Source organism: Bartonella sp. AU15XJBT (assembly GCF_028618615.1).
GTDB lineage: Bacteria > Pseudomonadota > Alphaproteobacteria > Rhizobiales > Rhizobiaceae > Bartonella.
In genome coordinates this window covers 26,185-52,950 of sequence record NZ_JAQITG010000001.1, presented here as the reverse complement: position 1 = coordinate 52,950, position 26,766 = coordinate 26,185, and the positions used below count along the sequence as shown (strand labels likewise).

Sequence of the window (26,766 nt, the reverse complement as noted above, 5' to 3'; positions counted from 1 at the left end):
TTTTTAATTAAGTGGTGGTTGAGAAGAAAAGGCTTGCTATGTCTGTGATGATAACGATTTTAAATGGTCCTAATTTAAATTTTCTGGGTCAACGTGAGCCAGAAATTTATGGAACTGAAACGCTAGGAGATATTGAAAAAAAATGCAGAGAATGGGCCAAAAAAGCCGGGGTTATCATAAATTTTTATCAAAGTAACTATGAGGGACAATTAGTAGAATGGATACAAGAAGCAATAGGGTTAAGTTCTGGATTGATCATTAACCCCGCGGCTTACAGTCACACATCTGTCGCTCTTCTTGATGCTTTAAAAATGTTTTCAGGGCCGAAAGTAGAAGTTCATTTATCCCATATTTATCAGCGTGAAGCTTTCCGTCATCATTCTTATACATCTGCAGGTGTCGACGCTATCATAACTGGGTGTGGAAGTGATGGATATCGGTTTGCTCTTGAGCATATTGCAAAACAATTAATAAATTGTAAAAGGTAAAGAGTGAGCGTTGGATAAGCGTAATATAGGCATTGAATTCACTTGATAATTATTTTCAAATCTGTACAATGTGAGGTATTATATTTATGAAAATTTTTAGTGCGTATGACGGGGGTAAATAAAGATGAAAAGCTTTGTTAGACAATTAGAGATGCTTGTGATTTTAGGGGGAGCACTGCTTTTGTCTGGTTGTAAAGTGGATGTTCTTCAACCATCCGGTTATGTAGCACGTCAACAGCTCGTTTTGATCGTTGTCTGTGTGCTTGTTATGCTTTGCGTTGTCATTCCGGTCATGGTGAGTGTGGTATTTTTAGCGATAAAATATCGTGCATCGAATACGAAAGCGAACTATTCCCCTGATTGGGCGCATTCAAATAAAATTGAAGCTTTAATGTGGGGTATTCCAATTGTAATCGTAATGATTTTAGGTTCATTAACAGCTTATTATACCTATAAGCTTGAGCCTGCAAATCCTCTTCCAATAGAGGTTGTGGGTGAAGGAGAACCATTGCAGATTGATGCTATCGCTCTTGATTGGAAATGGGTTTTTATTTATCCTCAATATGGCGTTGCATCGATTAATGAAATTTACGCGCCTAAAGGACGTCAAGTTTTATTGCAATTGACGTCAGAAAATTCTGTCAATGCCTTTTGGGTTCCTAAATTAGGTACAGTTCTTTACGCTATGCCACAAATGAATGCTAAGTTGCATTTGATTGCTGAAGAACAAGGAGTATTCAAAGGAACCTCAGCAAATTACAGTGGCGATGGTTTTTCAGGGATGCGGTTTAAGTGGCATTCTGTATCTTCGCAGGATTTTGAGGATTGGATTGTGAAAGCTCGGGCTAATGGTCGAGCTCTTGATCGTAAATCTTATCGTCAGCTTTCTATTGCGCCTCGTATGGGTGATATTGCTGCGAAGGAAAAAGATGCTGAAGTTCGTTATTTTGCACCTGTTGAGAAGCGGCTTTACTATCGTATTGTTAATCGGTGTGTCGATGAAAATACGGTATGTAATGAAGATTTAATGAAACGTGCTGCTGCTCAGACACTGTGGGGTGCACTGTGTTCAGTATTTGATCCTGATGTTATTTAAAGGATCAATAGAGAAAGAGCCCTTTTAATATAAGGTTTCTTTTAAACTTGAATTTCATTTGAAATGGGTTAAGAAATGTTTGGAAGACTTACAGATCCTACGGCAGGTGCTTTTCATGCGCTTGCACATGAACCAATCGTTTTGTATACATGTATCGCGATTGTTGTGATTGGTTTAGTTGCTGTTGTTGCTTTAACAGCGTTTGGGTGGTGGGGAATTTTATGGCGAAATTGGATTACAACTGTTGATCATAAACGCATTGGTATTATGTATATAATTCTTGGAATTATTATGCTTGTTCGCGGTTTTGCGGACGCGCTTATGATGCGGACGCATCAAGCTTTAGCTCTTGGGAGTGAAACAGCAGGTTATTTACCCCCTGAGCATTTTGATCAAATTTTTTCGGCGCATGGCACGATCATGATTTTTTTCATGGCTACACCTATTTTATTTGGTCTTTTTAATTATCTTATACCGCTTCAAATTGGTGCGCGTGATGTTGCTTTTCCTTTTGCAAATAATCTAGGTTTTTGGATTACGGCAGCTGGGGCGATTTTGATTAATATATCCTTAGGTGTTGGTAATTTTGGTCGTGGTGGTTGGCTAATGTATCCACCTTTTACAGAGTTGCAAACAAGCCCAGATACAGGGGTAGATTATTATTTATGGTCGCTTCAGCTTTCTGGTATCGCGACGACAATGGGGGCAGTTAATTTCGTTGCGACTCTGATTAAGATGCGCGCTCCTGGAATGACAATGATGAAAATGCCTGTTTTTTGTTGGAGCGCTTTTGTCAGCAATGTCCTTATTTTAGTTATTTATCCTGTCTTAACTGTCGCTTTTGCACTCTTAGCATGTGATCGTTATTTGAATATGAATTTCTTTTCAAATGTTGGTGGTGGAAATCCAATGGTGTGGATTAATTATGTTTGGGTTTTTGGCCACCCTGAAGTATATGTTTTGGTTGTTCCTGCTTTTGGCATTGTATCTGAAGTTGTCTCAACTTTTTCTTCAAAACGCCTCTTTGGTTATACTTCCATGATATGGGCCATGGTGGTTATTTTGATTCTTTCGCTTCTTGTTTGGGGACATCATTTCTTTACAATGGGCGGCGGTGAAGCTGTAAATACGTTCTTTAGTATTGCTACGATGATCATCGCAGTTCCAACAGGTGTAAAAGTTTTCAATTGGTTGCTCACGATGTATAGAGGAAGGATACGCTTTGAGCCTCCGATGCTTTGGTGCATGGGAATGATCTTTACGTTTGTTGGTGGTGGATTAACGGGTGTTTTATTATCGATTGTCCCTGCTGATTGGCAGTTCCATAATTCGCTCTTTTTGATAGCACATTTCCATCATACGATTATTGGTGGTGTGGTTTTTGCTTATTTAGCAGGGCTTGCTTTTTGGTTTCCAAAAGCTTTCGGTTATAAACCAAATCGCATACTAGGTATTGCATCTTTCTGGTGTTGGTTTATTGGTTTTTATCTTGCCTTTTTCCCCGTTTATGCCCTTGGTTTAATGGGGGCAACACGTCGTCTTCAGCATTACATGGAACCTAGTTGGCAGCCGATGTTTATTATTGCTGCTCTAGGTGCTTTTATTATCTTACTTGGTATCCTTTGTTTTGTGTTACAGGTTGTTTTGGCAATTTGGTACGGTATTAAGCATAAAGGTCACTTACCAGTAACGTTAAATGATTCTTGGGGTGATGCGCGTACACTTGAATGGTTTACCTCTTCACCACCTCCTTCCTATAATTTTGCTCTCCTTCCCAAGATACAGTCTGATGATGCTTATTGGAATATGAAGAAAAGTGGTTATCAACGCCCAACAAGTGGATTTACAAAAATTCATATGCCATCGAATACATCAGCTGGAATTATTGCTGGTTTCTTCTCATTAGTTGTTGGTTTCGCGCTTGTTTGGCATATTTGGTGGCTTGTTGCGATCGGGCTGGTTGGTTTTATTGCAACGCTTGTGTGTCATTCATTAACAGGTGATCACCATGGTTATTATATTCCAGCGGAAGAAGTACAAAAAACGGAAGATGCCTTTACAGCTGTTCTTAAAGAACAAGGAGTGACAGTATGAGTGCAGTAACAATGAATAATGCGAGTACTGTGGATGAACTTCACCACGATAGTAGCTCGGTAATGACGTTTGGTTTTTGGGTCTATATCCTTTCAGACTTAATCCTGTTTTCGACACTTTTTTCAAGTTTTGCTGTCTTTTCTGCTTCTTATGGCGGCGGTAAGGCAGGGAATGAGTTTATTGATTTAAAGTTTGTTTTGGTTGAGACTGCTTTTTTATTGTTTTCTTCCGTCACTTATGGCTTTGCAATGGTACAAGCACATAAAAACAACATCAGTGGTGTGCGTTTATGGATGGCTATAACCTTTGTATTTGGGTGTTGTTTCATTGCTATGGAACTTTACGAATTCCATGAACTCTTGAGTGAGGTATTTTATTACGATCCAAATGCTTATGCGGGTATTGATCCTTCAACAGGTCTACAACTTTTTGGACGGGAGATACTGTCTGCTTATTGGTCAGCGTTTTTTGCTTTGGTTGGTACGCATGGACTGCACGTAAGTGTTGGTCTTCTTTGGATGGTCGTGATGTTTTTTCATCTTCGTCGTCATGGCTTGGATCAGAATAATAAAACACGTTTAGCATGCCTTTCCATTTTTTGGCATTTACTTGATATTGTATGGGTTGGTGTTTTCACCATGGTTTATCTATTAGGAGCGTTGTGATGAGCATGCAAAATGAAACACATGGTCCCAGTACTGGTTCCTATTTAGTCGGTTTTATTCTGGCTGTATTTTTCACCTTGGGTTCTTTTATTCCTGTGATGTATGGAATGATGGAAGGTTGGGCAATTAGTACAAAGGTTGCATATCTTATTGGGATGGCGATTATTCAGATTATAGTACAAATTGTTTTCTTTTTACACTTGAACTCTGGTCCAGATGCCAAGTGGAATTTAAGCGCTTTATGGTTTGCTGCTATTTGCGTTTTTGTTATTATTGGGGGAACTTGGTGGGCTATTTCCCATTTGAATTATAATATGATGGGTGGTTCAGGACGTGTTATTGAACCGAAAATATCAGGTGTAGATGATTCTTCAATATCTGAGCAATTATCAAACAAAGATATATCCGTAAGAAAACAGCCAGAAAAGATGGTGGATTCAGAAATATCCATGGAGCCAGTTCCAAGTATGCAAACTCCTGTAGATCAAGCGCCTGGTTCAGAAATGCCTATGGAGCCAGTTCCAAGTATGCAAACTCCTGTAGATCAAGCACCTGGTTCAGAAATGCCTATGGAGCCAGTTCCAAGTATGCAAACTCCTGTAGATCAAGCACCTGGTTCAGAAATGCCTATGGAGCCAGTTCCAAGTATGCAAACTCCTGTAGATCAAGCGCCTGGTTCAGAAATGCCCATGGATCAAGTTCCAAGTATGCAAACTCCTGTAGAATAGTTGTGATAAATACCTGTGGAGCTGATGCGGCATGTATCAGCTCCACAAATGTTGTTGCTAAGTTCATAGAATATGAAGAGGGGGCTAAGTGTAAGATATCGGTGGAATGGGTATCATGGTTTTGAATATACTTGTATTTTTAACAAAACGGTCCATTGAGTATTTAATCAAGCTTTAATTTTTTCAAACAAATAGCTATTTGTAGAATATACAAAGAATAGTGTTTGTACAATTCAATACAAAAAAGAGTGTGAAAAACATTTTTATGTTGTGTGAGATAAAGCTGTGAAGAAGTAACGTTTTAGTTTTACAGTGTTTATGTTAAAGAGAGCATTGAAGTTATTTGTAATAATAACGTGCAATTGAAATTGACAATTTAGAGAATAATCAGAAAACTGAATGAAAACCGTTGCAATGACAGTTATTGGTGCTGGTTCTTTTGGTACTGCATTAGCGATTGCTCTTGCTCGTAATGGCCATAATGTTTTACTTTGGGGATATAATTCTCAACACATCAAAAAATTACAAGAACAACGTTGTAATCAAGTATATTTACCTGATATTCGATTTCCTGAAAATTTACTCCTTGAAGCTTCGCTTGAAACTGCAATAACAGCAAGTGATAATATATTAATCGCTGTTCCAAGCCATGTATTTCATCAAGTGTTGTATAATATTCAGCCTTATTTGGATCAGCATTCACGCGTTATTTGGGCAACGAAAGGTTTAGAACATGGTACAGGACGTTTCTTACAAGAAGTTGCTCGTGAGATTTTAGGTGAAAAAATTCCTTTAGCTGTTTTTTCTGGACCAACTTTTGCTAAAGAACTAGCTATTGGTTGGCCTACTGCAATGACGATAGCAGCTTCTGATGTTGCGTTTGGTAAAGAATTGCAGCAACTTTTTCATTGTGACAAAAGTTTTAGAGTTTATAAAAGCTCAGATATGATTGGTGTTCAATTAGGGGGAGCCGTCAAAAATGTTATTGCTATTGGTGCAGGAATATCAGATGGCATGGGATTTGGGGCAAATGCACGAATAGCGCTCATCACACGAGGACTAGCTGAAATCAGTCGTTTAGGGGGCGCTATGGGTGCTGAGCTTTCCACATTTATGGGAATGACAGGCTTAGGTGATCTGGTTTTGACATGTACTGATAATCAGTCGCGTAATCGCCGTTTTGGAATACTTCTTGGTAAAGGGATAGATATAAAAGAAGCGGAAAAAGAAATTGGTCAAGTTGTGGAAGGGTACTTAAATACCAAGGAAGTACATACGTTAGCGAAACGTATTGGGGTGGAAATGCCTATTGTAAAACAAATTTATCAAATTCTCTATTGTGGTAAAAACATAACTGAAGCGGCTAACACATTATTAAGCCGCACTCTCAAGGACGAAATACAATGATATCCTGCGTTTTTAAATAATTCCAATCGTAAAAAATAGAAACATATTATGATAGAAATATAAAATAGATTGTATTGATGATTGTGTAAGATGGTCGTATTTCAGCAAATTATAGATTCATATCATTTTATATTTTTATGAAATATAAAAGTTTTTATCTAAGAGTTATCTCTTTGAAAATAAATTATTGTTTCCACTTAAACATATTTCTGTAATATGATGAAAGGGATATTTTGTTTTTCTCGTTCTTTAATGGGGGCATGCCTCTCGCGCAAAACAAAACACTATTGCTGCTCATTCACATACTTTTTTAAAAAGACATCTCTCAATGCACGCGATTCCATTACACAATGATACATAAACAGTATAATTAAAATCCCTGTGAAATACACAAAACCTATTGCACCCCCTATCTTTATGCTTGCAAAGGAGAAGGCCGACGTTATCACACACTTTTCTAGCTCACAATGTTAAGGCAGCTTTTGGCACTTGTGGGGGGGGCAGTAGAGATATTTACGCCTTTTCTTTTCCTACATATCAATTTTGCTTTTTTATATGCAAAAAATGATTTTTTTGATTCAAATGTGAAGGTCTGAAATTGAAAGAATATTATTGTATTTGTGGCTGTCATTTAAACTGAAAAATAATATGATATAAAGATAATATGTTGATTTATATGAATATTTTATCGTGTTTTTGTATTGAATTAATCAAAATTATTTGCTTGTATGTCGCAAGTGGGTTGGCGTGTGGATAAAAGTTATTTAAGAAAAGAGTAAAAATACTTCTAATGAATCATCTCAAGTGACAAGGAGTGTTGCAACATGAGAATTTGGTAAGTAAAATGGTGGTGCAAAAAGGGGTATGTATTTCACAGAAGATTTTAATTATACTGTTTATAGGTACCATTGTGAAATGGAATTGCGTGCATTGAGAGATGTCTTTTTAAAAAAGTATGTATTTTAAAAAAGTATGTAAATGAGCAACAGCAATAGTGTTTTTTTAGACATTCTATCTTATCTGATACCTCAAGGGAGTGATTTCATTAAAGAACGGAAAAAATAAGAGCGTGAGGGAAGGCGTAACCTTCATTATTTAAAAGATATTGCTGTGAAAGACGTACAGCTGAATTAAAGGATGATGGTAAAGCTGAAAGATGATCCCTATCTTTATGCCTTTATATTCTTCCCAAATGAGGTTGTTTCCCCGTTTCAGAGAGAAATAAAACAGAGATACGCGGCACATTTGCTCCTGTCTGGCATACAGAAGCGGCAACAGTAAAGAAAGCACTAAATCGCCTTAATACTAAACCGCCTTAATATTTGTCCTAAATATGCTGGGGCTTTGGGATTGGATGTTGATTTACAAGAAGCAGAAAAAGCATGGGCTTTGTTAGGAAAACAACTCCATAAAACACAAAACTTTCTTGCAAAATGGATTGGAGAGATATACCGGATTTTTATAAAACACTTTGCAAAACAACAACAATTGATACAATTGGCTTTGTGTTTGCTTATCCTTACAGGGGGCATACAGGTCCTTTGCGTTATATTGATAAAGATCAGATCGAGAGAAATGTATGGATTATCCTTGGCTCGAAAATATGAAAGGAAAATGTAATACTGCAATAGAATTTTATTTTCCTTGTCATCAGAGGCATTAAAAATTTTGAAACAAGCTGTTTGCTATCTTGTAATGATTTCTTTTTTTCTGCAACAGGTCGTGTTCCCTTGGTGAGAATTGTGTGTCATCATATATGCAACAGATTGGACTTGAAGCCCGTCTCTATGAGGTTCAGTCTAGTAGAGAACGCCGCTCAATACGCGACTAAAGCATTCTACATATGTTTTAAAGTCGGGCATTTTTTATCCTTCTTGGGAATCTTCAGTTTTTTTCAGTTCTTCAAGTATTGGCATAGACATGATGTTGTAGCCTGAATCAACATAATGGATTTCACCCGTAACGCCTGATGACAAGTCAGAGAGTAGATAAAGAGCGGACTTTCCAATTTCATGAATATTCACAGTACGACGTAATGGGGCATTACGTCGTTGATGTGAAAATATTGCACGTGCAGCTGCAATACCATTACCCGCTAAGGTTCTAACAGGACCTGCTGAAATCGCATTGACGCGGATATTTTGCGGACCAAAGTCCGCAGCTAAATAACGTACCATAGATTCTAAAGCAGCCTTAGCTACCCCCATGATATTATAATTAGGGACAACTTGCTGTGAAGCGCCATAAGTAAGGGTTAAAAGTGCCCCTCCATGAGGCATAAGCTTCCCCGCGCGTTGAGCAATTTCAGTAAAGGAATAAGCTGAAATAACCATTGTACGTTGAAAATTTTCACGCGTTGTAACATCAACGTAACGCCCTTTTAGTTGATTTTTATCTGAAAAACCAATGGCATGAACAATAAAATCAATCGTTTTCCATTCTTTTTCAAGTTTTTCAAAGACGTCGTCAACATTTTCAATTTTTTCAACATCACACTCTAGAACCAATTTGCAGCCAAGTTTATCAGCGAGGGGCTGAACACGTTTTCCGAAAGCATCTCCTTGATAAGTTAATGCTAATTCAGCTCCTGCTTGTGCGAGTTGACAGGCAATGCCCCAAGCAATTGAATGGTCATTCGCAATTCCCATAATAAGGCCACGTTTGCCCTCCATCAAACCTTTCATATTATTCTCCGTAAGACCGTACTTTTTTCAATTGCTAAGAACTTTCATTTATATATAGCGTTGAAAAACAAGCGTTGCATTGGTACCGCCAAAGCCAAAAGTATTTGACAATACAGTATTTAGTTGTTGATGATCACGTCGTTCACGAACGATTGGCATATCAGCAAAAGCTGGATCAAGTTCTTCAATATGGGCACTTTCACAAATAAAATTATGATTCATCATTAACAATGTATAGATTGCTTCGTGAACACCTGCGGCTCCTAAGGAATGTCCTGTTAGAGATTTGGTAGCAGAAATGGGTGGGCATTGATCACCCGCTCCAAAAATACGGCGAATAGCCTCTATTTCCGGAGGATCGCCAACAGGCGTTGCTGTTGCATGGGGATTGATATAATCAATTTTATTATCGACTGTTGCAAGGGCCATGCGCATGCACCGTTCTGCTCCCTCTCCTGATGGAGCGACCATGTCATGCCCATCGGATGTTACGCCATATCCAACGATTTCTCCGTAGATTTTTGCTCCGCGTGCTTTAGCAAGTTCTAGATCTTCAAGGACTAAAACACCCGCACCCCCAGCAATAACAAATCCATCACGATTGACATCATAGGCACGTGAAGCTTTGTGAGGAATATCATTATATCTGCTAGACATAGCGCCCATAGCATCGAATAAAACAGAGAGCGTCCAATCCAAATCTTCGCAGCCACCGGCAAAGACGCGCTTCTGTTTACCATATTGGATCATTTCATAAGCATTCCCAATACAATGATTGGAGGTAGCACAAGCTGAAGAGATTGAATAGTTGACCCCTTTTATTTTAAAGAAAGTTGCTAATGTTGCAGATGCTGTAGAACTCATCGCTTTAGGGACAACAAAAGGCCCAACACGTTTTGGACCTTTTTGGCGTGTAATATCAGCGGCTTCTACGATTGAATGGGTTGAAGCACCTCCAGAACCCATAATAATACCTGTGTGTTCGTTTGATACTTCATGAGGCTCTAAACCAGCATCAGCAATTGCTTGATCCATGGCGATATGATTCCAGGCTGTTCCACGTCCATGAAAGCGTAGGGCGCGTCGATCGACCAATTCTTCTATATTAATATCAGGTTTGCCGTAAACTCTGCTACGAAAGCCTAACTCAGCATATTGAGGTGCGTAAGAAATCCCAGATTTTGCCTCACGTAAACTGGTTAAAACGGCTTGAGGTTCATTTCCAATCGCGGAGACAATCCCCATTCCGGTTACAACAACTCGACGCATTCATACCTCCTTATTCCATACAGAATAGTAAAAAATTCTTCCTGATGAAAATAACATTCAATCTTCTTTGAATAAAGCAACGCGCAAATCATTTGCCTTATAAATAGTTTCTCCATCTGCTTTTAGCCACCCATCAGCTATTCCTAAGACTAAATTTCCACGTCGAATACGCTTAAAATCTATTTCATATTCAAGAAGTTTGGTTTGTGGCGTTACCATACCTGATAACTTCACTTCACCTGTTGATATCGCTCTTCCTTTCCCTGGTTCTCCTAACCAACCAAGAAAAAAACCTGTTAATTGCCACATACCATCCAATCCAAGACATCCTGGCATAACGGGATCGCCTATAAAGTGACAATTAAAGACCCAAAGGTCTGGTGTAATGTCAAATTCGGCGCGAACCATTCCTTTATCATATTTGCCACCAGTTTCACTGATTTGAGTGATTCGATGAATCATCAACATTGGTGGTGCCGGCAATTGCGCATTACCCTTACCAAACATTTCGCCGCGAGCGCAGCTTAGAAGCTCTTCATAAGTATAGCGAGACTTTTGTTCAGCCATGGTTACTCCATTTATTTGCATATATCTTTATTTCTGCGCTTTTCCCCAATCTACTTTTAGAGCAAATTTTAAAGAGAGGGAAATGATTTTATATCATTTTTAATGACAAAAGCCCTTTTTCATGTATTCTACACAAATAATTATTTAAAAATGGAATACAAGATTGCACCATACTATCCCCATTTTTTTCTATTTTTATCTTATTGACGCAGGAAGATATTTTGGTTTGTAATATGTCAGGAAGTGCAGACAATTCAGAGATGAATGAAGAGCAACAGTCCATAAAAGAGTGTGGAGAAGGTGTGCAATATTATTCCACTTCTATGTTAGAAAAACGTTTGCGTGAAAATGGTTTGCGTCCAACACGTCAGCGGTTAGAACTTGCGCATATGATTTTTTCTGAAGGAAATCGTCATATTACTGCTGAAGAGCTCTATGAGGAAGCGGTGAGGGCAGGTGTTCCTGTATCCTTAGCAACGGTTTACAATACGCTTCATCAATTTACGGAAGCGGGATTGTTACGGATTATTGCCGTAGAAGGCTCAAAAACTTGGTTTGATACCAATACCTCTGATCACTACCATTTTTATATAGAAGGCGAAAATCGTATTTTTGATATTCCATGTGATTTGGAAAAAGCTTCCATTATTAGAAATTTGCCTAAGCCACCAAAAGGTATGGAAATTTCACATGTTGATTTGATTGTTCGATTGAGACAAAGAAATCAATCTTGTGATAGGGAATAAGCATATTCAATGAGGAATAAAAATTAAACTTGATGCATTTGAGCATTCACCAACCTTTTATTTTTTCATCAGGATAGATCCCCCATAATTGAGGTTGATGAAGCCATCCATGAACATTATTGAGAGTGATTTCGCACCATTGTCCATCGCATTGGTGGATATTGCCAATGACATTAGGCTCTACTTCTGCCACAAGTTCTGCGTTGTCGGTGGGTTTTTTTCGTAGCATCAGCCTTTTTGTTTTATCTTTTTGCCATGGAATAGTTATAGCAGTTCGCTTTCCTGATAAAAGCGATTGATACACCCACCCTTCATCGCCTTCTGCATCACGAATTTTGCGCCATTGATCATATTCTTGGATGATTTCAATAGGTAAACCCTTTTTTTTGTAAGTAAAAATGATAGAATAGTTACTCCCTGGTCCAACGCGTACATTAACACGCGTAGGTTTAATCGAAGCAAATCGCGGAAGTGGTAAACCACTGGGGCCTAAATTGTGATTAAATGTTTGTGCGTGCAACAAACGCGGTGGATCCAATACAATGACTTTTGCTATTAAGATACATGATGCAAGCATTAAATCGCGAAACCAACGAGAATTTTGCACACTGAACTCCTTTATTTCGTCATATATTGGTAATTTAAAATCTGGAAGATAAGATTGGAGACTGATAAAAATTATGCCATATCGCCCGTTAACGAGATCTAAACAATGAAAAAATTGTTACGAGAAGAGTAAAATAAAGAAAACAAAAGTTTTAATTTCTTAGTGTTTGTCGTGTTTATGAGGAGATGCCAGTAAATAAATATTGGATTTTTAGCGCGCTTGTATGTGTGAGAAAGATATTAAGACAGCAAAGTATATTGTGGTTGAGGCAGTTTTTGTATAGGAAATCAGAGCTAAAATATTGTCTCTTTTTTCCAAGAGTATTTTTTGAAATAAAAGCACAGTTATGCATGTTATGAATATGAAGACTGTTCAGTAGAGGGATTATGATGTGGCTTGAGAGGACAGTTTTGAATGGACAAAAGAATACGATGCATGAAGCACTTAAACGTAAAAATATGAGCCACATTATAGAGTAGCTTGATATATGAAGGGCTAATTTTAACAGGATAGTTTTCTGTGATATTCAATGTATAAAATTTGCTACACTATGTTCTTATGCAATGATAATGCTTACCCGTATGGTAGAGATAAGCTGGCTAGCATCATTCTATTTCACAGCTCTCAATGTTATGCAGTTCTTATTATTTAGAGCGTTCATAAGAAGCATTTTTATTCTATTTACATGCTGACCCTGCTTATGATGTACAAGCAAAAATCTTGATTGCTTCAATATGAGAGGATGTTGAGAAATTTTACTGTATTCAGAGTTATTATTTAATATGAAAAATGACTACTTATGATCATAAATCAATAAGTTATCAATTTTAACGCGTTATTTAAATTGTAAAAATATTTTCATCAAAAATGATAATATAAGGCACTTACACCCATATTTAAATACAGCGTTCTCTCTGTTTATTTTCAATTTTCTTTTGTTTCAACTCAGTATAAAAGAGTTTAATGAAAAAGGAGGGCTTATTCGATACGCTTATGAGGTTAATTACATAAGTGCAGAGAAATAGGATTATGTATTTTCATATTCTCATACACACAATCGCATATTGTGATAGCCATTTGTGTTTTGTAATCTGATCTAAAATCTTTGAAAGATTCAGAACATGTAAGGACAAAAGAAGAAAACTATCATGAGGCTTGCATATAAAAAACAGTTATTTGAGGGATAAAAAGAAGGAGGAAAATTATAGCAAAAAGTGATAACAAAACACCCTCCGCGCAATCCACATTTTACATAGGAGACAAGTCGCTTAAATATCTAAACTGTTGTTTGTTATCTCTTTTTGAAAACTACAAGAGTGAAATCAACACCATTCCTATGATAAGAAAATTTATCACTTCCAGATAATTAACATATTAGTTTATATAACTAAAATACGAGACAACATTGCACACAAAAAAAGATAGGCAAGAAACCTATTGTAATTGCCTATGAAAATAAAATTTTGCTTATGAAGATGAAATTTTCTGCTAGCTTATTCTTTGTTGCTTATGCAATTCTATGATGCATCCAAAGTATATCACTTTACCGCAACAGTTCGCCCGTTACTAACAAAACCTTCTCTTTGCGCACGCTTACGCGCAAGCTTACGTGTACGACGAATAGCCTCAGCTTTTTCACGAGCACGCCTCTCAGATGGCTTTTCATAATAACTACGCATTTTCATTTCACGGAAGATACCTTCACGCTGCATCTTTTTTTTCAACGCGCGGAGCGCTTGATCAACATTATTATCACGAACGAGTACTTGCACTATTTATCCTGCTTTTTTTCAGTGTCATAAATGATAGGAAAAACCTACATCCTTTATAAAGGCATATCCAAAAGGACAGAAGCTTATATCATATAAATAAGACATTTGTCTATATCGCTTTTTAAAATTCTATTTTTTTATCATAAAATGCTTTTTATAATAAATGATAGAGTTTACGGTTATAAACTTATGAAAGTCCTTGTATTTGATCATTTTCGTCAAGATAAATTTTTTCAGCGGTAGGATAATGGGGTAAGCCGGGCATGGTCATAACATCTCCACAAATGACAACAATAAAGCCGGCTCCTGCGCAGAGACGAACTTCTCGCACAGGAATTTCAAAATCAACAGGAGCACCATATTGCTTGGGATCAGCAGAAAAAGAATAAGGTGTTTTTGCCATACAAATAGGGTAGGTGCCAAAACCTTCTTTTTCCCAAGATTCAAGTTGTTTAAGAATAGGCGCTGAGATGATAGCGCCACGCCCACCGTATAACTTTGTTATAATACAATTAATTTTTTGAACGAGGGGAATATCATCTTGATAGAGCACTTTAAAATCGGAATCTTGTTTTTCAATTAAGGCAATAAGTTCTTGTGCAAGTTCTATAGCGCCTTTTCCACCTTGTTCCCAATGTTTACAAATAAGTGCTTTGTGTCCAGTTGTTGCAACTATTTTTTGTAACGTTTTTATTTCGGCATCGCTATCGCTGTCAAAATGATTAATCGCTACAACACAAGGGATACCGTAGAGCTCCATATTTTTGATATGTCGTAAAAGGTTAGCTGCTCCCTTTTCTAAAGCGGTGATATTTTCTTCTGTAAGGTTATTTTTTTCCACACCACCATTCATTTTTAATGCACGAATCGTTGCGACAATCACTGTTGCATTTGGTATAATACCGGCTTGCCGACATTTGATATTGAAAAACTTTTCTGCTCCAAGATCCGCTCCAAATCCTGCTTCTGTGATGACATAATCAGCCAATTTTAAAGCAGTTTTTGTTGCTATAACTGAGTTGCAACCATGAGCAATATTGGCAAAAGGTCCTCCATGAACAAGAACAGGATTATTTTCAATTGTTTGTACAAGATTGGGTTGTATGGCGTCTTTGAGAAGAACTGCCATTGCGCCTTCTGCATTGAGATCAGCTACTGTTACGGGTGTTTTATCATAACGATAGGCAACAATAATTTTTTTGAGTCTTCGTGTAAGGTTTTCTAAATTTTCCGAAAGACAAAGAAGTGCCATAATTTCTGATGCAACAGTAATGTCAAAACCTGTTTGTCGTGGAAAACCATTTGTTATGCTTCCCAATGAAATAACGATATCGCGCAATGCACGGTCATTCATATCAAGAACGCGCTTCCAAACAATGCGCCGTGGATCAATGTTTAGAGTATTTCCCCAATAGATATGATTATCGATCATTGCGGCAAGAAGATTATGAGCTGCTGTAATAGCATGAAAATCACCGGTAAAATGTAAATTAAGGTCATCCATTGGAACGACTTGCGCATAACCACCACCAGCGGCACCACCTTTGATACCAAAACAGGGGCCTAAAGACGGTTCTCTCAAAGTGGCTATTGTTTTTTTGCCAATGAGATTAAGAGCATCACTCAGTCCAACGGTTGTTGTTGTTTTTCCTTCTCCAGCAGGGGTGGGATTGATCGCTGTGACGAGGATAAGTTTACCATCTGGATTTTCATTGAGCGATTTTATGTATGCAGAAGAAATTTTAGCTTTATCATGGCCATAGGGAATGAGGTTTTCATGTGCGATACCAATTTTTTGTGCAATTTCAACAATATGTTGCTTTTTAGCAGTGCGAGCAATTTCAATATCTGTTTTAGGCATGGAAAAATTCTTTAAACTGAGCTTTTATTAACGTTTGAAACCTGTATTCTATGGATTAATGAGAATAATCCATAAAGAATAGAAAGTATAAGATATCATAGAGTTCAATGATGTGTCGCGCAAGAGATAATGCTAAAAGAACACAAGAAGGGTTTTATCGTTTTTTTTGAAAAAAGAATCTCTATGTTTTAAATTTTGGTAAGTTTTTAGCCAGCCTGCAATCTCAATATTAGCGAATGATGAATATCAGAAGAAAGTCTTTGGGGAATGAGTTTAAAAACTTTTGACACAACGATATTGATGCGATTTTTATATTTGTTATTTAGAATAGCACACTGAAAAAGTTTTAGAGGACGGTAAACCGCAATTTGTGATGGCACACCTAAAGTCCTTCTTGAGATGGGGCGGACAGAAATGAAATATTCAGAAATATCCATGGATAGAAAAGAAAAATAAGCACGTAAAAAATCATCCAACTGATTAAAAAGTATAATCCAGAAGACATCAAAAACAAGCGTATAGATTGAGAAGAGAAAGTAACAACACACATACCAACTCATGCAATCAGCTACGATTATCGCTAATAAAAAGCGCCTTTGGGTTGAACTGAAGGCCGTATAACATTCTATTCTATCAAAATGGCTAAAGAAACGACTCAAAATAGAATGGAATAAAAAGCCATAATAAGCAAAAAATAAATCACATAAAAAGAAATTCAAAGGACTTGAATTTATGAGCAAGCTATTGAGTTTATTGATAGATGGCGCACCCGAAGAGATTCGAACTCCTGACCCCCAGATTCGTAGTCTGGTGCTCTATCCAGCTGAGCTACGGGTGCACACATTTCGATTTTCTACATTGTCTAAGACAATGGTTCCTAATCGTTTCATTAAAGAAATGCAAGTGAAACTTGGGTTGTCATAAAAAAAATCTCTTTTTTATGAGATATTAAAAAAAGGATATGATATATTATGGTTTCAGTTGGATTTTTGATAGGGTCATTTTCTTGCTGTGACCATACCAAGCAATATGAACGATAGTTAACTTGACGTTTTCGTCTATGAACGATAGTCAGCCAGAGATGATATGTGTTTTTGCGGTGGGGGGTAAGATATATACCTGCTGTTTGGTTTTTGTGTAAAACGCCGATATTACTGTTGAAAACTATTTCAGATAAACATGACACAGCAGAGGTGGGTGTATGGCGTTATTAAAAAAGATCTTTCCATTGGTGTTTTTAATTGTCATTTTAACGGTTACTTATTGGGCTGGAAAACAGAGTGCAAAACAACCCATTTCTATGGTGGATAAAACAAGTATATCGAAAGCTTCAAAGGGAAAAATAGGAAGATATCCGACAAAAGTTGTCGTTGACCGTGTGAAGATTCAAGATCTTTATGAACACCTTAACGTTCTTGGGAGTGGAAAAGCACTTGCTGAAGTAGATTTAACCCCTTTATCACCAGGTGTTATTGATAAGCTTTTTGTGTCTGCTGGTACAAAAGTACAAGTGGGGGATGTGATTGCAAAGCTTGATTCTAAAAAGGAGGAAATAGCAGCCGCAAAAGCAAAAGTACAACGTGATAATAGCGCATTAACGCTTTCGCGGATTCTTAAATTACGAGCCAGCAATACAGCAACGGAAGTTCAAGAAATTACAGCACGTTTAGAGTTGGATAACGCAAATTTGGTTTTGCGGAACGCTGAGGTAGACCTCGATCGGCGAACAATTCGTACACCGATTCCTGGAGTTGTTGGTATTTTACCCGTTGATGTAGGGAATAACGTGACCCTTAATACAGTAATAGGCCGTATTGAGAATAGAGAACGTATTTTGGTCGATATATGGGTTCCTGAACGCTATGTGTCGCGTATCCATAAGGGAGATGAGGTAACGGCAACATTAACCGCGCAGCCAGATAAATCTTTTGTTGGTCATATTTATGCGATTGATAATGTCGTTGATCCAGAAAGTCGCACACTTCATGCTCAGGTTGAAATCAATAATGAAAAAGATATGCTCATGTCTGGTATGTCCTTTTCTGTTGCCTTGCAATTCCATGGTGGTTCTTTCCCTGTCGTTAATCCTCTTGCGATTCAATGGAACAGTAAAGGGTCATTCGTTTGGCGTGTGAGAGAAGGAAAAGTAGAGTCTATTCCCGTATCGATTATTCAGCATAAAGCAGATCAGGTTTTCGTAAAAGCCCCTCTAGAAAATGGTGATCAAGTTGTTATTCAAGGAGTGCAAATGCTTTACCCAGGAAGTAAAGTAATTATTGATGACCCAAAGTCCCATCAACAGCAATTATCAGCAGTTTATGGAACGGATATACAATGAGCCAAGAATTGAGCACAAAGCAGCCAATGTCACAGGCGGAGCAAGGTGGTCTCATTGCCTTATTTATTCGCAGACCGGTTTTTACTTTTGTTTTAAATGCCATGATCATCATTGCAGGATTTGCAGCATGGTTAAATGTTGATGTAAGAGAGTTACCCGATGTTGATACGCCAGTCACAACAATTGTGACGATGTTTTCTGGTGCATCAGCGGAAACAATTGATCGTGAAGTGACAAAAGTTATAGAAGATGCTGTTTCTCGTGTTTCAGGTGTTAAGACGATTTCTTCAACATCTTCTTTTGGACGCTCCCGTGTGCAGATTAATTTTAATGTCGGTGTTGATTTGAATGTAGCGGCATCTGATCTCCGTGATGCTCTGTCTCGCATTGCTTATTCTTTACCCAAAAATGCAGATTCACCTTTGATTATTAAAGCAGATTCGAATGCTGCTGCCATGATGTATTTGGTTGTAACATCACCAACAATGAGTATTGATGATTTAACAACAGTTGTAGACGATCAGATTGTTGATGCAATTTCTGCTGTTGATGGTGTTGGTGATGTACAGGTCGATAGTGCTCGCACAAAGATTTTTCAGATTGATATAGATCAAGCAAAACTTGCAAGTTATGGATTAACTGTCGCAGATATTTCACGTGTTCTTGCTGATATGACAACGGATGTGCCAGTAGGATCGTTACGCAATTCTAAGCAAACTTTAGTTGTCCGTGCTACTGCACGTTTAACAACACCAGAATCTTTTGAACAAGTTGTTTTAAAGCCTCATGTGCATCTTGGTGATGTTTCACACGTTACTTTATCACCTGATTTAGAAACGGTTATTCTTCGTATCAACGGAAAGACAGGGATTGGATTAGGTATTGTGCGTAAAGCACAATCCAACACCCTTAATATTTCTGCAGGCGTGAGAGCCGTTGTTGATAATCTCAAAAGTATCGTTCCTTCTTCTGTACATATAGACGTTATTAGTGACGATGCAATTTTTATTAAAAGCGCCCTTCATGAGGTTGAGGTTGCGTTGGTCATTGCTATTTTGAGCGTTATCTTGGTTATTTTTCTTTTTCTCAGAGACATTCGTGTAACGCTGATACCTGCCGTATCTCTTCCAGTCGCTTTGATTGGTACCATTGCAGCGATTTATCTTGTAGGGTTTTCATTGAATATTCTCACATTTTTAGGACTTGTTTTGGCAACAGGGCTTGTTGTGGATGATGCTATTGTTGTTCTGGAAAATATTGTTCGATGGCGCAATATGGGGATAGGTCCTAGGGCCGCAGCGGTGTTAGGAACCCGTGAAGTCTTTTTTGCTGTTGTCGCAACAACATTGACTTTAGTGGCTGTGTTTGTCCCTATTTCCTTTCTTCCTGGACAAGTTGGAGGACTTTTTAGAGAATTTGGTTTTGTTTTGGCAATTTCTATTTTGCTTTCTTCAATCGTTGCCTTAACGCTTTGTCCTATGTTGGCTTCACGTTTTCTCAAAGAACCTATTGAGGAGGAAGAGGAAAAAGCCCATCATCATTTTACGTTTTTATATAAATTGGGTTCTTTGTTTCATAAGGCATATACTTACAGTTTGCATAAGTGTTTAGGAAAGCCTTGGGCTGTTATTTTTGCTTCACTTGTTTTTGCAGCTCTTTGTGTTGGAGGCTATACGAAGTTGCAACAAGAATTAACGCCAGAAGAAGATAGAGCCCTTATTTTTTTAGTCATTAATGGACCACAAGGTATTTCAACACAATATTTGAACGAGCAGGTAGAACAAATTGAAGAGAGTCTACAGCCATTACGTGCTGCAGGTGAGATTGCTAATAGTTACTCTATCGCGGGTATTGGCGGTTCACCCAATACTGCTTTTTTGGTTTTATTGCTTTCATCTTGGGATAAACGTTTACGCAGTCAGCAAGAAATCGTGAAAGATGTTAATGCAAAGGTTAGTCAGTTTCCGGCAGTTTTTGTGTTTGCTGCACAGGGAAATTCTCTAGGTGTGAGAGGAACGGGGCAAGGGTTACAATTTGCCATTCTTGGCAATGATTATGCAACATTACAACCCATAGCTGATAAGTTAGTGCGTGCTTTACAAGCTGATCCGCGTTTTATTCGCCCACGTCTTACTGTTGATGCCACACAACCGCAATTTTTTATTGAAATCAATCGAAAAAAAGCCTCCGATTTAGGGATTGATATCACCAACTTGGGCGATACATTACAAGCAATGTTGGATGGTAAAAAGGTTGGTTCCATTAACGTGGATGATCATTCTTACGATGTTAAATTGATATCGCGTAAAAATTCCATGAAGAGTCCTAGTGATTTAGAAAATATTTTTTTAAAGACCAAAGACAATCGATATGTTCCTTTATCAGTTATTGCGCGTTTACATGAAAAAGCTATCGCTCCCCAATTAAAACGGGAAAAGCGCATGAGCGCTGTCATTTTAAGCGCAAATCTTGCTCCAGGTATCACTTTAGGGGATGCTTACCAAACTGTACAGAAAACTGCATCTCCTTTGTTATCGAAAGGAACCTACGTTGTTCCTTTAGGGGAAGCTGAAACACTTAATGAAACATCTTCCAGTTTTATGATTGTTTTTGGCATTGCCTTTGTGATTATTTTATTGGTTTTAGCGGCCCAGTTTGAAAGCTTTCTTTCAGGATTCATTATCATGGCTACTGTTCCATTAGGGATTGGTTGTGCTGTAATTGCTATGCTCTTAAGTGGTGTGACTCTTAATATTTACAGTCAAATTGGTTTAATTCTGTTAATTGGCGTTATGGCAAAAAATGGTATTCTGATTGTTGAATTTGCAGATCAATTGCGTGATCAGGGAAGAAGTGTGCGTGAAGCTGTAGAAGAAGCAGCAAATATTCGCCTTCGTCCAGTTTGTATGACAATGATTTGTGCTATTTTAGGGGGTATCCCTTTGGTTTTAGCCAAAGGTGCCGGTGCAGAAGCGCGTATAGCTTTAGGTTGGGTTATCGTTGGTGGTTTAGGTTTAGCAACTATTTTTACGCTTTATGTTACACCGGTTGTTTATCTTTTTTTGGGGCGTTTTATAAGACCAAAAGCAGAAGAAGATTTGCGCTTAACAAAAGAACTCAATCAAGTTAAATGATGTATCGAGTAGAGAAGATTTGAAAGTTTATCCTTGTAAAAATATCTTTTTCTGATCTTATTTTTTCACTTTTATATTCCTTCATTTTTTATGTGAGCAGTGAAAAGAGAGAGCAATTAAGGAGACGTTTTCTACTTTGTTATGTTTGGGCATAGATTTCATTATCAATAACCGTATAGGATAAGCTTATGGGAAATAGCTTTTCGATTCGAAATGAAAAGGCTTTTGAAGCTGCATTAAGAGCTTTAAAAAACCATGCTGCAAAGGATGGGGTCTCTGATATTCGTCAGCATTTTTTAGAGGATAACCAGCGTTTTTCCCATTTTTCTCTCAGATTTGATGATCTTCTTTTCGATTTTTCAAAATGTGGTGTAACATTTAAAACATTACAACTTTTAGACGATTTAGCTGTCGCAGCAGATGTGTTAGGCCGGCGTGATGCGATGTTTTCGGGGCAAGCCATTAATACAACTGAAAAACGTTCCGTTCTTCATATTGCATTACGTTTACCTGCTGATGAAATTTTCATGTTGGATGGTCATGACCTTATTCCCGATATTCAAGATGTCCTTGAAGATATGGAAAGATTTTCTGAAAAGGTACGTGATGGCCGCTATAAGGGAAGCAGTGGAAAGAGAATAAGTGATATTGTCAATATTGGTATTGGTGGCTCTGATCTTGGTCCTGCAATGGTCACATATGCTTTAAAACCTTATCATGATGGTCCACGTTGTCATTTTGTTTCTAACGCTGACAGTGCCCATATTTCTGATACTCTCTCTATTTTGAATCCAGCAACAACCCTTTTTGTCATTGCTTCTAAAACTTTTACAACGGCTGAAACAATGGTAAATGCTCAAGTTGCACGTCAGTGGATTTGTTCACATTTAGGAGAAGAAGCTATTCACACGCATTTTGTTGCTGTTTCGAGTGCGCTTGATAAAGTAGCAGAATTTGGCATAGATTCGACCAGAGTTTTTAAATTTTGGAATTGGGTTGGAGGACGTTATTCAATTTGGTCAGCCATTGGACTTGTTGTTATGTTTGCAATAGGGGGGCAAAATTTTCGCCAATTTCTCAATGGCGCTTTGCAAATGGACCAACATTTTAAAACCATGCCTTTGCATAAAAATATTCCTATTCGATTTGCTCTTTTAGGGTTCTGGCATCGTGTTATTTGTGGTTATTCAACACGCTCTATCATTCCCTATGCACAGCGCTTAATACATTTTCCAGCTTATTTACAACAGCTTGATATGGAATCAAATGGGAAGCAAGTCTCGCTGGATGGAAAACCATTAAATTTTTCAAGTGGTCCAATCGTTTGGGGTGATTCAGGCACAAATAGTCAACATGCTTTTTTTCAGCTTTTACATCAAGGAACAGATGTTATTCCTGTAGAATTCATTTTATTTATAAAAGGGCATGAGAAAAATTTACATTCTATGTATGAGATGTTGCTAGCAAACTGTTTAGCGCAATCAAAAGCCTTGATGAAAGGGCGTAGTATTGAAGATGCTCGGCATATCTTGATAAAAAATGGCGTTGATGCATGTGAAGCAGATCACTTAGCACTTCATAGAAGTTTTAAAGGAAATCGTCCCAGTATTACGCTGGTTCAAGATTTATTAACGCCTTTTGCACTTGGTCGTCTCATTGCGCTTTATGAACATCGTATTTTTGTTGAAGGTATTTTAATGAATATTAATTCATTTGATCAATGGGGTGTTGAACTTGGTAAAGAATTAGCAAATGAGTTACTCCCCATTCTTCGTGGAGAAAGTAAAGCGGATAATCGCGATAGTTCAACACTAGGATTGCTCGCCCATATTCAGGCAAGACGTGCAAAATAAATATAATTTGATAATAAATTCTGTACGAACTTAAGCAAAGGTAGAACGAGAGAAAAAAATGAGACAATTCTCTATTTTACTCTGCGCTCCCTTATTTTTTGAATTGGATTTTGGCAATAGAAAAACAAAAAAAGAGCAAAAAACAGATTTTATAGGTCCCGTACAATGTTTATGTAACGACTATCTATGTGAAAAAAGAATTTAAATACTGTGCTATCAGAAGGGATTGGTATCCTATGAAAAGATCTTCTATCTCTAGAGAGGCATGCTCCAAAATTATAGTTGAGTCATCACTTTGGGGCGTAAAGCGATTATGAGGTATCATTAAGAGAAGATTGGACGGGAAATTTTAAAAATCTTATCCAGAATCTGATTGAGAGGCTATTGGAACTTTAGCAGTGCAGTTGGCTTTGTCTCATGTTGCTCGAAAATTAGCGCCCAATCTTGTTATGGTTAGACTAAATTTAGAAGATCTGCTTGCTGAGAGTTTTTATAATATCATAAGAGATAAAAATTTTGAACAAATACGTATAACATTAGTTCTAAATGAGCACATTGCATGAGAAAAGCTTAAGTGTTTGTTAATATAAAAAACTCTAATGCGGATAAAACACATTTAGTTTTTTATCAACAGAATTGCAAATAGCGCTATGATCACCATTGTTTCTAAAACTCTATCAAAGGTTGGTGATTGGCAAAAATCTTTCAATAATATTTGAAGAGATATTTTATGTCAGATGAGGTAATCTAAAGATCGGGAGAGGAAAAGTTTGGAAATTATAAAACTCGTAGAAATCCAATACTGATTTCTAGAGATACATAATGACAGGCATAGATTAGCGCGAACTGGTCAATTGCAAATAATAAAAATCGTGCAAATGCTGGGTTTTAAGTTATACTATACTGAGCATATGAAAGTTCGTTTTAAGTTAATGGCGGAGAGAGAGGGATTTGAACCCTCGATAGAGTTACCCCTATGCCGCATTTCGAGTGCGGTGCTTTCAACCACTCAGCCACCTCTCCATATGAAGTGCGAAAAAATTCGCACTACTTGAGTATAGTCTCTAATGGGTAGATAACCTTCAATTGTTTTTGGTACAACCTTTTTTTCTTTTTTATAGGACTTTATTGACAGAGAATAGAAATTCCTTCATATATGCAAAAATATGAGCGTGGAGGAATCTGCGCGTATTTGTGTTGAGGAAGGTTTTATCCTTCTTTAAAATTGATTACGACTGATAAAAAGCAGCCTATTTTCCTTTATTTCAAGGTAAAAGTTAAATAAGAGCTGGAATGAACGGAAGGATAAAAAATGTTCGCAGTCATTAAAGCCGGTGGTAAGCAATACCGCATTGTTGCTAACCAAGTGGTAAAAGTTGAAAAAGTTAGTGGAAATGCGGGTGATGTTGTTGAATTCAATGACGTATTGATGGTTGGGCAAGAAGGTAATGCGGTTATTGGGACACCTGTTGTTGCTGATGCACGGGTAACGGCTGAAATTTTAGAACAAGCACGCGGGCGCAAGGTTATCGCATTTAAGAAGCGTCGTCGTCAGAATTCTAAGCGTACGCGTGGTCATCGGCAAGAATTTACAACACTGCGTGTTTTAGAAATTTTAATGGGTGGTTCAAAGCCTAAAAAAGCAGCTGCGAAACCCATAAAAGAGGAGGCAACGGCAGCAAAAGAAACAAAAGATGCTGCTGTTGAGAAGAAGGCTGAAAAAACGGCTGAAAAAAAGACTGCATCGCAGAAGAAAGCGGCTGTAGCATCAAAGAGTAAGAAAGATTAAAGGAGAGCGTCTATGGCACATAAAAAAGCTGGTGGTTCCTCGCGGAATGGTCGCGATTCAGAATCGAAACGTCTAGGCGTTAAAAAATTTGGTGGTGAAAGCGTTATTGCTGGAAATATTATCATCCGTCAGCGTGGTACACGTTGGCATCCTGGTAACAATGTCGGCATGGGAAAAGACCATACGCTTTTTGCTTTATCAGAAGGAAAGGTTTCTTTTCAACGGAAAGCGGGTAACCGTTCTTATGTTTCAGTTATTCCTATGGTGGAGGCAGCAGAGTAATCTGTAGCATTTTCTCTAGCAATTAACTGGAATTTCATTGAATTGCACTTGTAGTTTTTAAGCGTTAAAAGGGAAAGATAGAATGTTATCTTTCCCTTTTTGCGTTAGTACTATAACAAATCTAGAAGGTATACGGAAAACGAAAAAGGTAGAATTGGGGGAAATGACTTTTCTCAATGAGGGAAGATATTTGTGCGGTGTTATGTTAGTATTTAGGTATTGTTGTTATGAGGGAATTTATTGATAAATTTGTGTATGATAATAGTGAGGAGAGTTTACTTTCTTTTTATGCATGAAGAAGTGTTTAGTAATTTCTTGATAAGAGAAGCAATTTGTTTTCGGTAAATTATGAAAAATTTAATGAAAGCATTATTTATGTGATCATTTTGATAAAGAGGAATCTTTTTATCAGCATGTGTGCTGGGGATGGGGGCAGATGAGGACATTCTTTAAAAAAAGGAATAAAAAATCCATAAAGCTGAATAATTAAAGCTGCTTTAAGGGAATATGTATTGAAACATTTCAGTCAATCGAGGCTGAAATGATATTTTTAAGGAAGACTTAAGATATAAAAGTAACCAATGTGCAATCAGCTATCTTCAAGAGTATTTTTCCGGATTTCACTATTTATTGTACATTATTGAAAATCAACCAGCATAAGGGTTTAAAGTTAAGGAAATAATTGCTTTTCGTTTTTGTGCTTTATTTATCTCATTTGACGAAATGTCTAGAAAGTAAGATTATTTATAGAATTTTTTTAAAGTTTAGTGGTTGATGATGGTGTTTATGGGGCGTACATTTGCAAATGTGCGACAGAGGGCATTGTGTGTTTGCGATATTGATTGCAGCAAAGGATTAGCTTAAAATATATCAATGCTATATGATTGAGAGGTTAGTATCATAGGATGAGCTGCACAGAATTTTAAAGATAGTAAGTTGCATGGAGCAATTTTAAATGGTGTAATAAATTTATAAGAGGGGCGGTAGGTTAAACCAACTTGGAGGAAGAGTTAGAAATGTTAACTGAAGTTACAGATGATTGAGGAGGATGCTTTCTTATAGGGAGAATAATGACAAGCTATGTTCAATAATTTAGGATAGAGAGAGCGTTTTTAAAACATAGTTTTTCAGGTGATTGGGGCTGTAAAAATCGAGGTTTTGTCTTTGTAAAGTAAGAGTTTAAGAGTCAGATTTGCTTATGATGGTTTTAAGCAACCCGCGGGGTTATAATATCCAATTGTTTTATCGATTATATTGAGGTATTTAAGCACCTCACTCAGTTCTATTGCGTAAAACAAAAAGTCGTAGTGTTGTGTACATCTTGTATTTTTGAAAATGTGGCTTTGAAATGAAATTTATCAGAGATTTTGTATTCAAATGTGAGGC

The 26,766-nt window shown here is 37.4% G+C and carries 18 protein-coding genes, 2 tRNA genes and 1 pseudogene; 13 read left to right on the top strand and 8 right to left on the bottom strand.

All coding sequences use genetic code 11. The features are described 5' to 3' along the window. The first annotated feature begins 38 nt into the window (after positions 1–38). The 7 genes and pseudogenes from aroQ to PVV57_RS10470 all read left to right on the top strand — a co-directional run. Positions 39–488 (top strand): type II 3-dehydroquinate dehydratase, encoded by a 450-nt coding sequence (gene aroQ / locus PVV57_RS00160; RefSeq protein ID WP_273783197.1) that lies wholly within the window; start codon positions 39–41, stop codon positions 486–488. A gap of 124 nt (positions 489–612) precedes the next feature. Then, positions 613–1,584, top strand: a complete 972-nt coding sequence (gene cyoA, locus PVV57_RS00155; RefSeq protein WP_273717510.1) for a ubiquinol oxidase subunit II — start codon at positions 613–615, stop codon at positions 1,582–1,584. 75 nt (positions 1,585–1,659) lie between these two features. Further along, on the top strand, positions 1,660–3,678 hold the full coding sequence (gene cyoB, locus PVV57_RS00150; RefSeq protein WP_273717511.1) for a cytochrome o ubiquinol oxidase subunit I: 2,019 nt from the start codon (positions 1,660–1,662) through the stop codon (positions 3,676–3,678). Further along, entirely contained in the window at positions 3,675–4,343 is a 669-nt protein-coding gene (locus tag PVV57_RS00145) for a cytochrome (ubi)quinol oxidase subunit III (RefSeq protein ID WP_273717512.1), read from the top strand. Before cyoB ends, PVV57_RS00145 begins: the two co-directional genes overlap by 4 nt. After that, positions 4,343–5,071, top strand: coding sequence for a cytochrome o ubiquinol oxidase subunit IV (gene cyoD / locus PVV57_RS00140; protein WP_273717513.1), 729 nt, complete (start codon positions 4,343–4,345; stop codon positions 5,069–5,071). Before PVV57_RS00145 ends, cyoD begins: the two co-directional genes overlap by 1 nt. A gap of 399 nt (positions 5,072–5,470) precedes the next feature. Next, positions 5,471–6,478 carry an NAD(P)H-dependent glycerol-3-phosphate dehydrogenase gene (gpsA, locus tag PVV57_RS00135; protein WP_273717514.1) on the top strand — a complete coding sequence of 336 codons (1,008 nt, stop codon included), beginning with the start codon at positions 5,471–5,473 and terminating at the stop codon, positions 6,476–6,478. Positions 6,479–7,498: 1,020 nt separating this feature from the next. Continuing rightward, a pseudogene (locus tag PVV57_RS10470) lies at positions 7,499–8,282 on the top strand (integrase); the annotation flags it as partial. A 61-nt stretch (positions 8,283–8,343) separates the two neighbouring features. Here the strand turns inward: PVV57_RS10470 and fabI are convergent. The 3 genes from fabI to fabA are packed head-to-tail and all read right to left on the bottom strand — an operon-like array spanning position 8,344 to position 10,998. Next, positions 8,344–9,162: an enoyl-ACP reductase FabI gene (gene fabI / locus PVV57_RS00130; RefSeq protein ID WP_273783196.1), complete on the bottom strand. Its 819-nt coding sequence runs from the start codon at positions 9,160–9,162 to the stop codon at positions 8,344–8,346. A gap of 48 nt (positions 9,163–9,210) precedes the next feature. Next, a complete protein-coding gene (gene fabB, locus PVV57_RS00125; RefSeq protein ID WP_273717516.1) occupies positions 9,211–10,431 on the bottom strand; it encodes a beta-ketoacyl-ACP synthase I in 1,221 nt (406 codons plus the stop codon). A 57-nt stretch (positions 10,432–10,488) separates the two neighbouring features. Further along, complete coding sequence (gene fabA, locus PVV57_RS00120; RefSeq protein WP_273717517.1) at positions 10,489–10,998, bottom strand: 3-hydroxyacyl-[acyl-carrier-protein] dehydratase FabA; 510 nt, start codon at positions 10,996–10,998, stop codon at positions 10,489–10,491. Positions 10,999–11,231: 233 nt separating this feature from the next. On the opposite strand from fabA, the gene irrA reads away from it, so the two are divergent. Then, positions 11,232–11,744, top strand: a complete 513-nt coding sequence (gene irrA / locus PVV57_RS00115) for an iron response transcriptional regulator IrrA (protein WP_273717544.1) — start codon at positions 11,232–11,234, stop codon at positions 11,742–11,744. Positions 11,745–11,790: 46 nt separating this feature from the next. Here the strand turns inward: irrA and PVV57_RS00110 are convergent, their stop codons facing one another. The 4 genes from PVV57_RS00110 to PVV57_RS00095 all read right to left on the bottom strand — a co-directional run bounded on the left by PVV57_RS00110 (position 11,791) and on the right by PVV57_RS00095 (position 16,822). Further along, the gene (locus tag PVV57_RS00110; protein WP_273717518.1) at positions 11,791–12,351 is read right to left on the bottom strand and encodes an SH3 domain-containing protein; all 561 of its coding nucleotides are present in this window, start codon (positions 12,349–12,351) and stop codon (positions 11,791–11,793) included. A gap of 1,538 nt (positions 12,352–13,889) precedes the next feature. Continuing rightward, positions 13,890–14,123 carry a 30S ribosomal protein S21 gene (rpsU, locus tag PVV57_RS00105; RefSeq protein ID WP_273717519.1) on the bottom strand — a complete coding sequence of 78 codons (234 nt, stop codon included), beginning with the start codon at positions 14,121–14,123 and terminating at the stop codon, positions 13,890–13,892. A 187-nt stretch (positions 14,124–14,310) separates the two neighbouring features. Then, positions 14,311–15,984 carry a formate--tetrahydrofolate ligase gene (locus PVV57_RS00100; RefSeq protein ID WP_273783195.1) on the bottom strand — a complete coding sequence of 558 codons (1,674 nt, stop codon included), beginning with the start codon at positions 15,982–15,984 and terminating at the stop codon, positions 14,311–14,313. 761 nt (positions 15,985–16,745) lie between these two features. Then, positions 16,746–16,822: transfer RNA gene (locus tag PVV57_RS00095), tRNA-Arg, on the bottom strand. Between the two features lie 363 nt (positions 16,823–17,185). Between PVV57_RS00095 and PVV57_RS00090 the strand changes: the two genes are divergently transcribed. The 3 genes from PVV57_RS00090 (at position 17,186) to pgi (ending at position 23,309) form a co-directional block, all read left to right on the top strand. Continuing rightward, the gene (locus tag PVV57_RS00090; RefSeq protein WP_273717521.1) at positions 17,186–18,322 is read left to right on the top strand and encodes an efflux RND transporter periplasmic adaptor subunit; all 1,137 of its coding nucleotides are present in this window, start codon (positions 17,186–17,188) and stop codon (positions 18,320–18,322) included. Further along, positions 18,319–21,456: an efflux RND transporter permease subunit gene (locus PVV57_RS00085; RefSeq protein WP_273783194.1), complete on the top strand. Its 3,138-nt coding sequence runs from the start codon at positions 18,319–18,321 to the stop codon at positions 21,454–21,456. The genes PVV57_RS00090 and PVV57_RS00085 overlap by 4 nt, the downstream gene beginning before the upstream one ends. 188 nt (positions 21,457–21,644) lie before the next feature. Next, a complete protein-coding gene (gene pgi, locus PVV57_RS00080; RefSeq protein WP_273783193.1) occupies positions 21,645–23,309 on the top strand; it encodes a glucose-6-phosphate isomerase in 1,665 nt (554 codons plus the stop codon). A 933-nt stretch (positions 23,310–24,242) separates the two neighbouring features. Here the strand turns inward: pgi and PVV57_RS00075 are convergent. Then, a tRNA-Ser gene (locus PVV57_RS00075) sits at positions 24,243–24,332 on the bottom strand. 289 nt (positions 24,333–24,621) lie between these two features. Between PVV57_RS00075 and rplU the strand changes: the two genes are divergently transcribed. Next, on the top strand, positions 24,622–25,098 hold the full coding sequence (gene rplU, locus PVV57_RS00070) for a 50S ribosomal protein L21 (protein ID WP_273717524.1): 477 nt from the start codon (positions 24,622–24,624) through the stop codon (positions 25,096–25,098). Between the two features lie 12 nt (positions 25,099–25,110). After that, the gene (gene rpmA / locus PVV57_RS00065) at positions 25,111–25,380 is read left to right on the top strand and encodes a 50S ribosomal protein L27 (RefSeq protein WP_273717525.1); all 270 of its coding nucleotides are present in this window, start codon (positions 25,111–25,113) and stop codon (positions 25,378–25,380) included. Positions 25,381–26,766 lie beyond the last annotated feature (1,386 nt).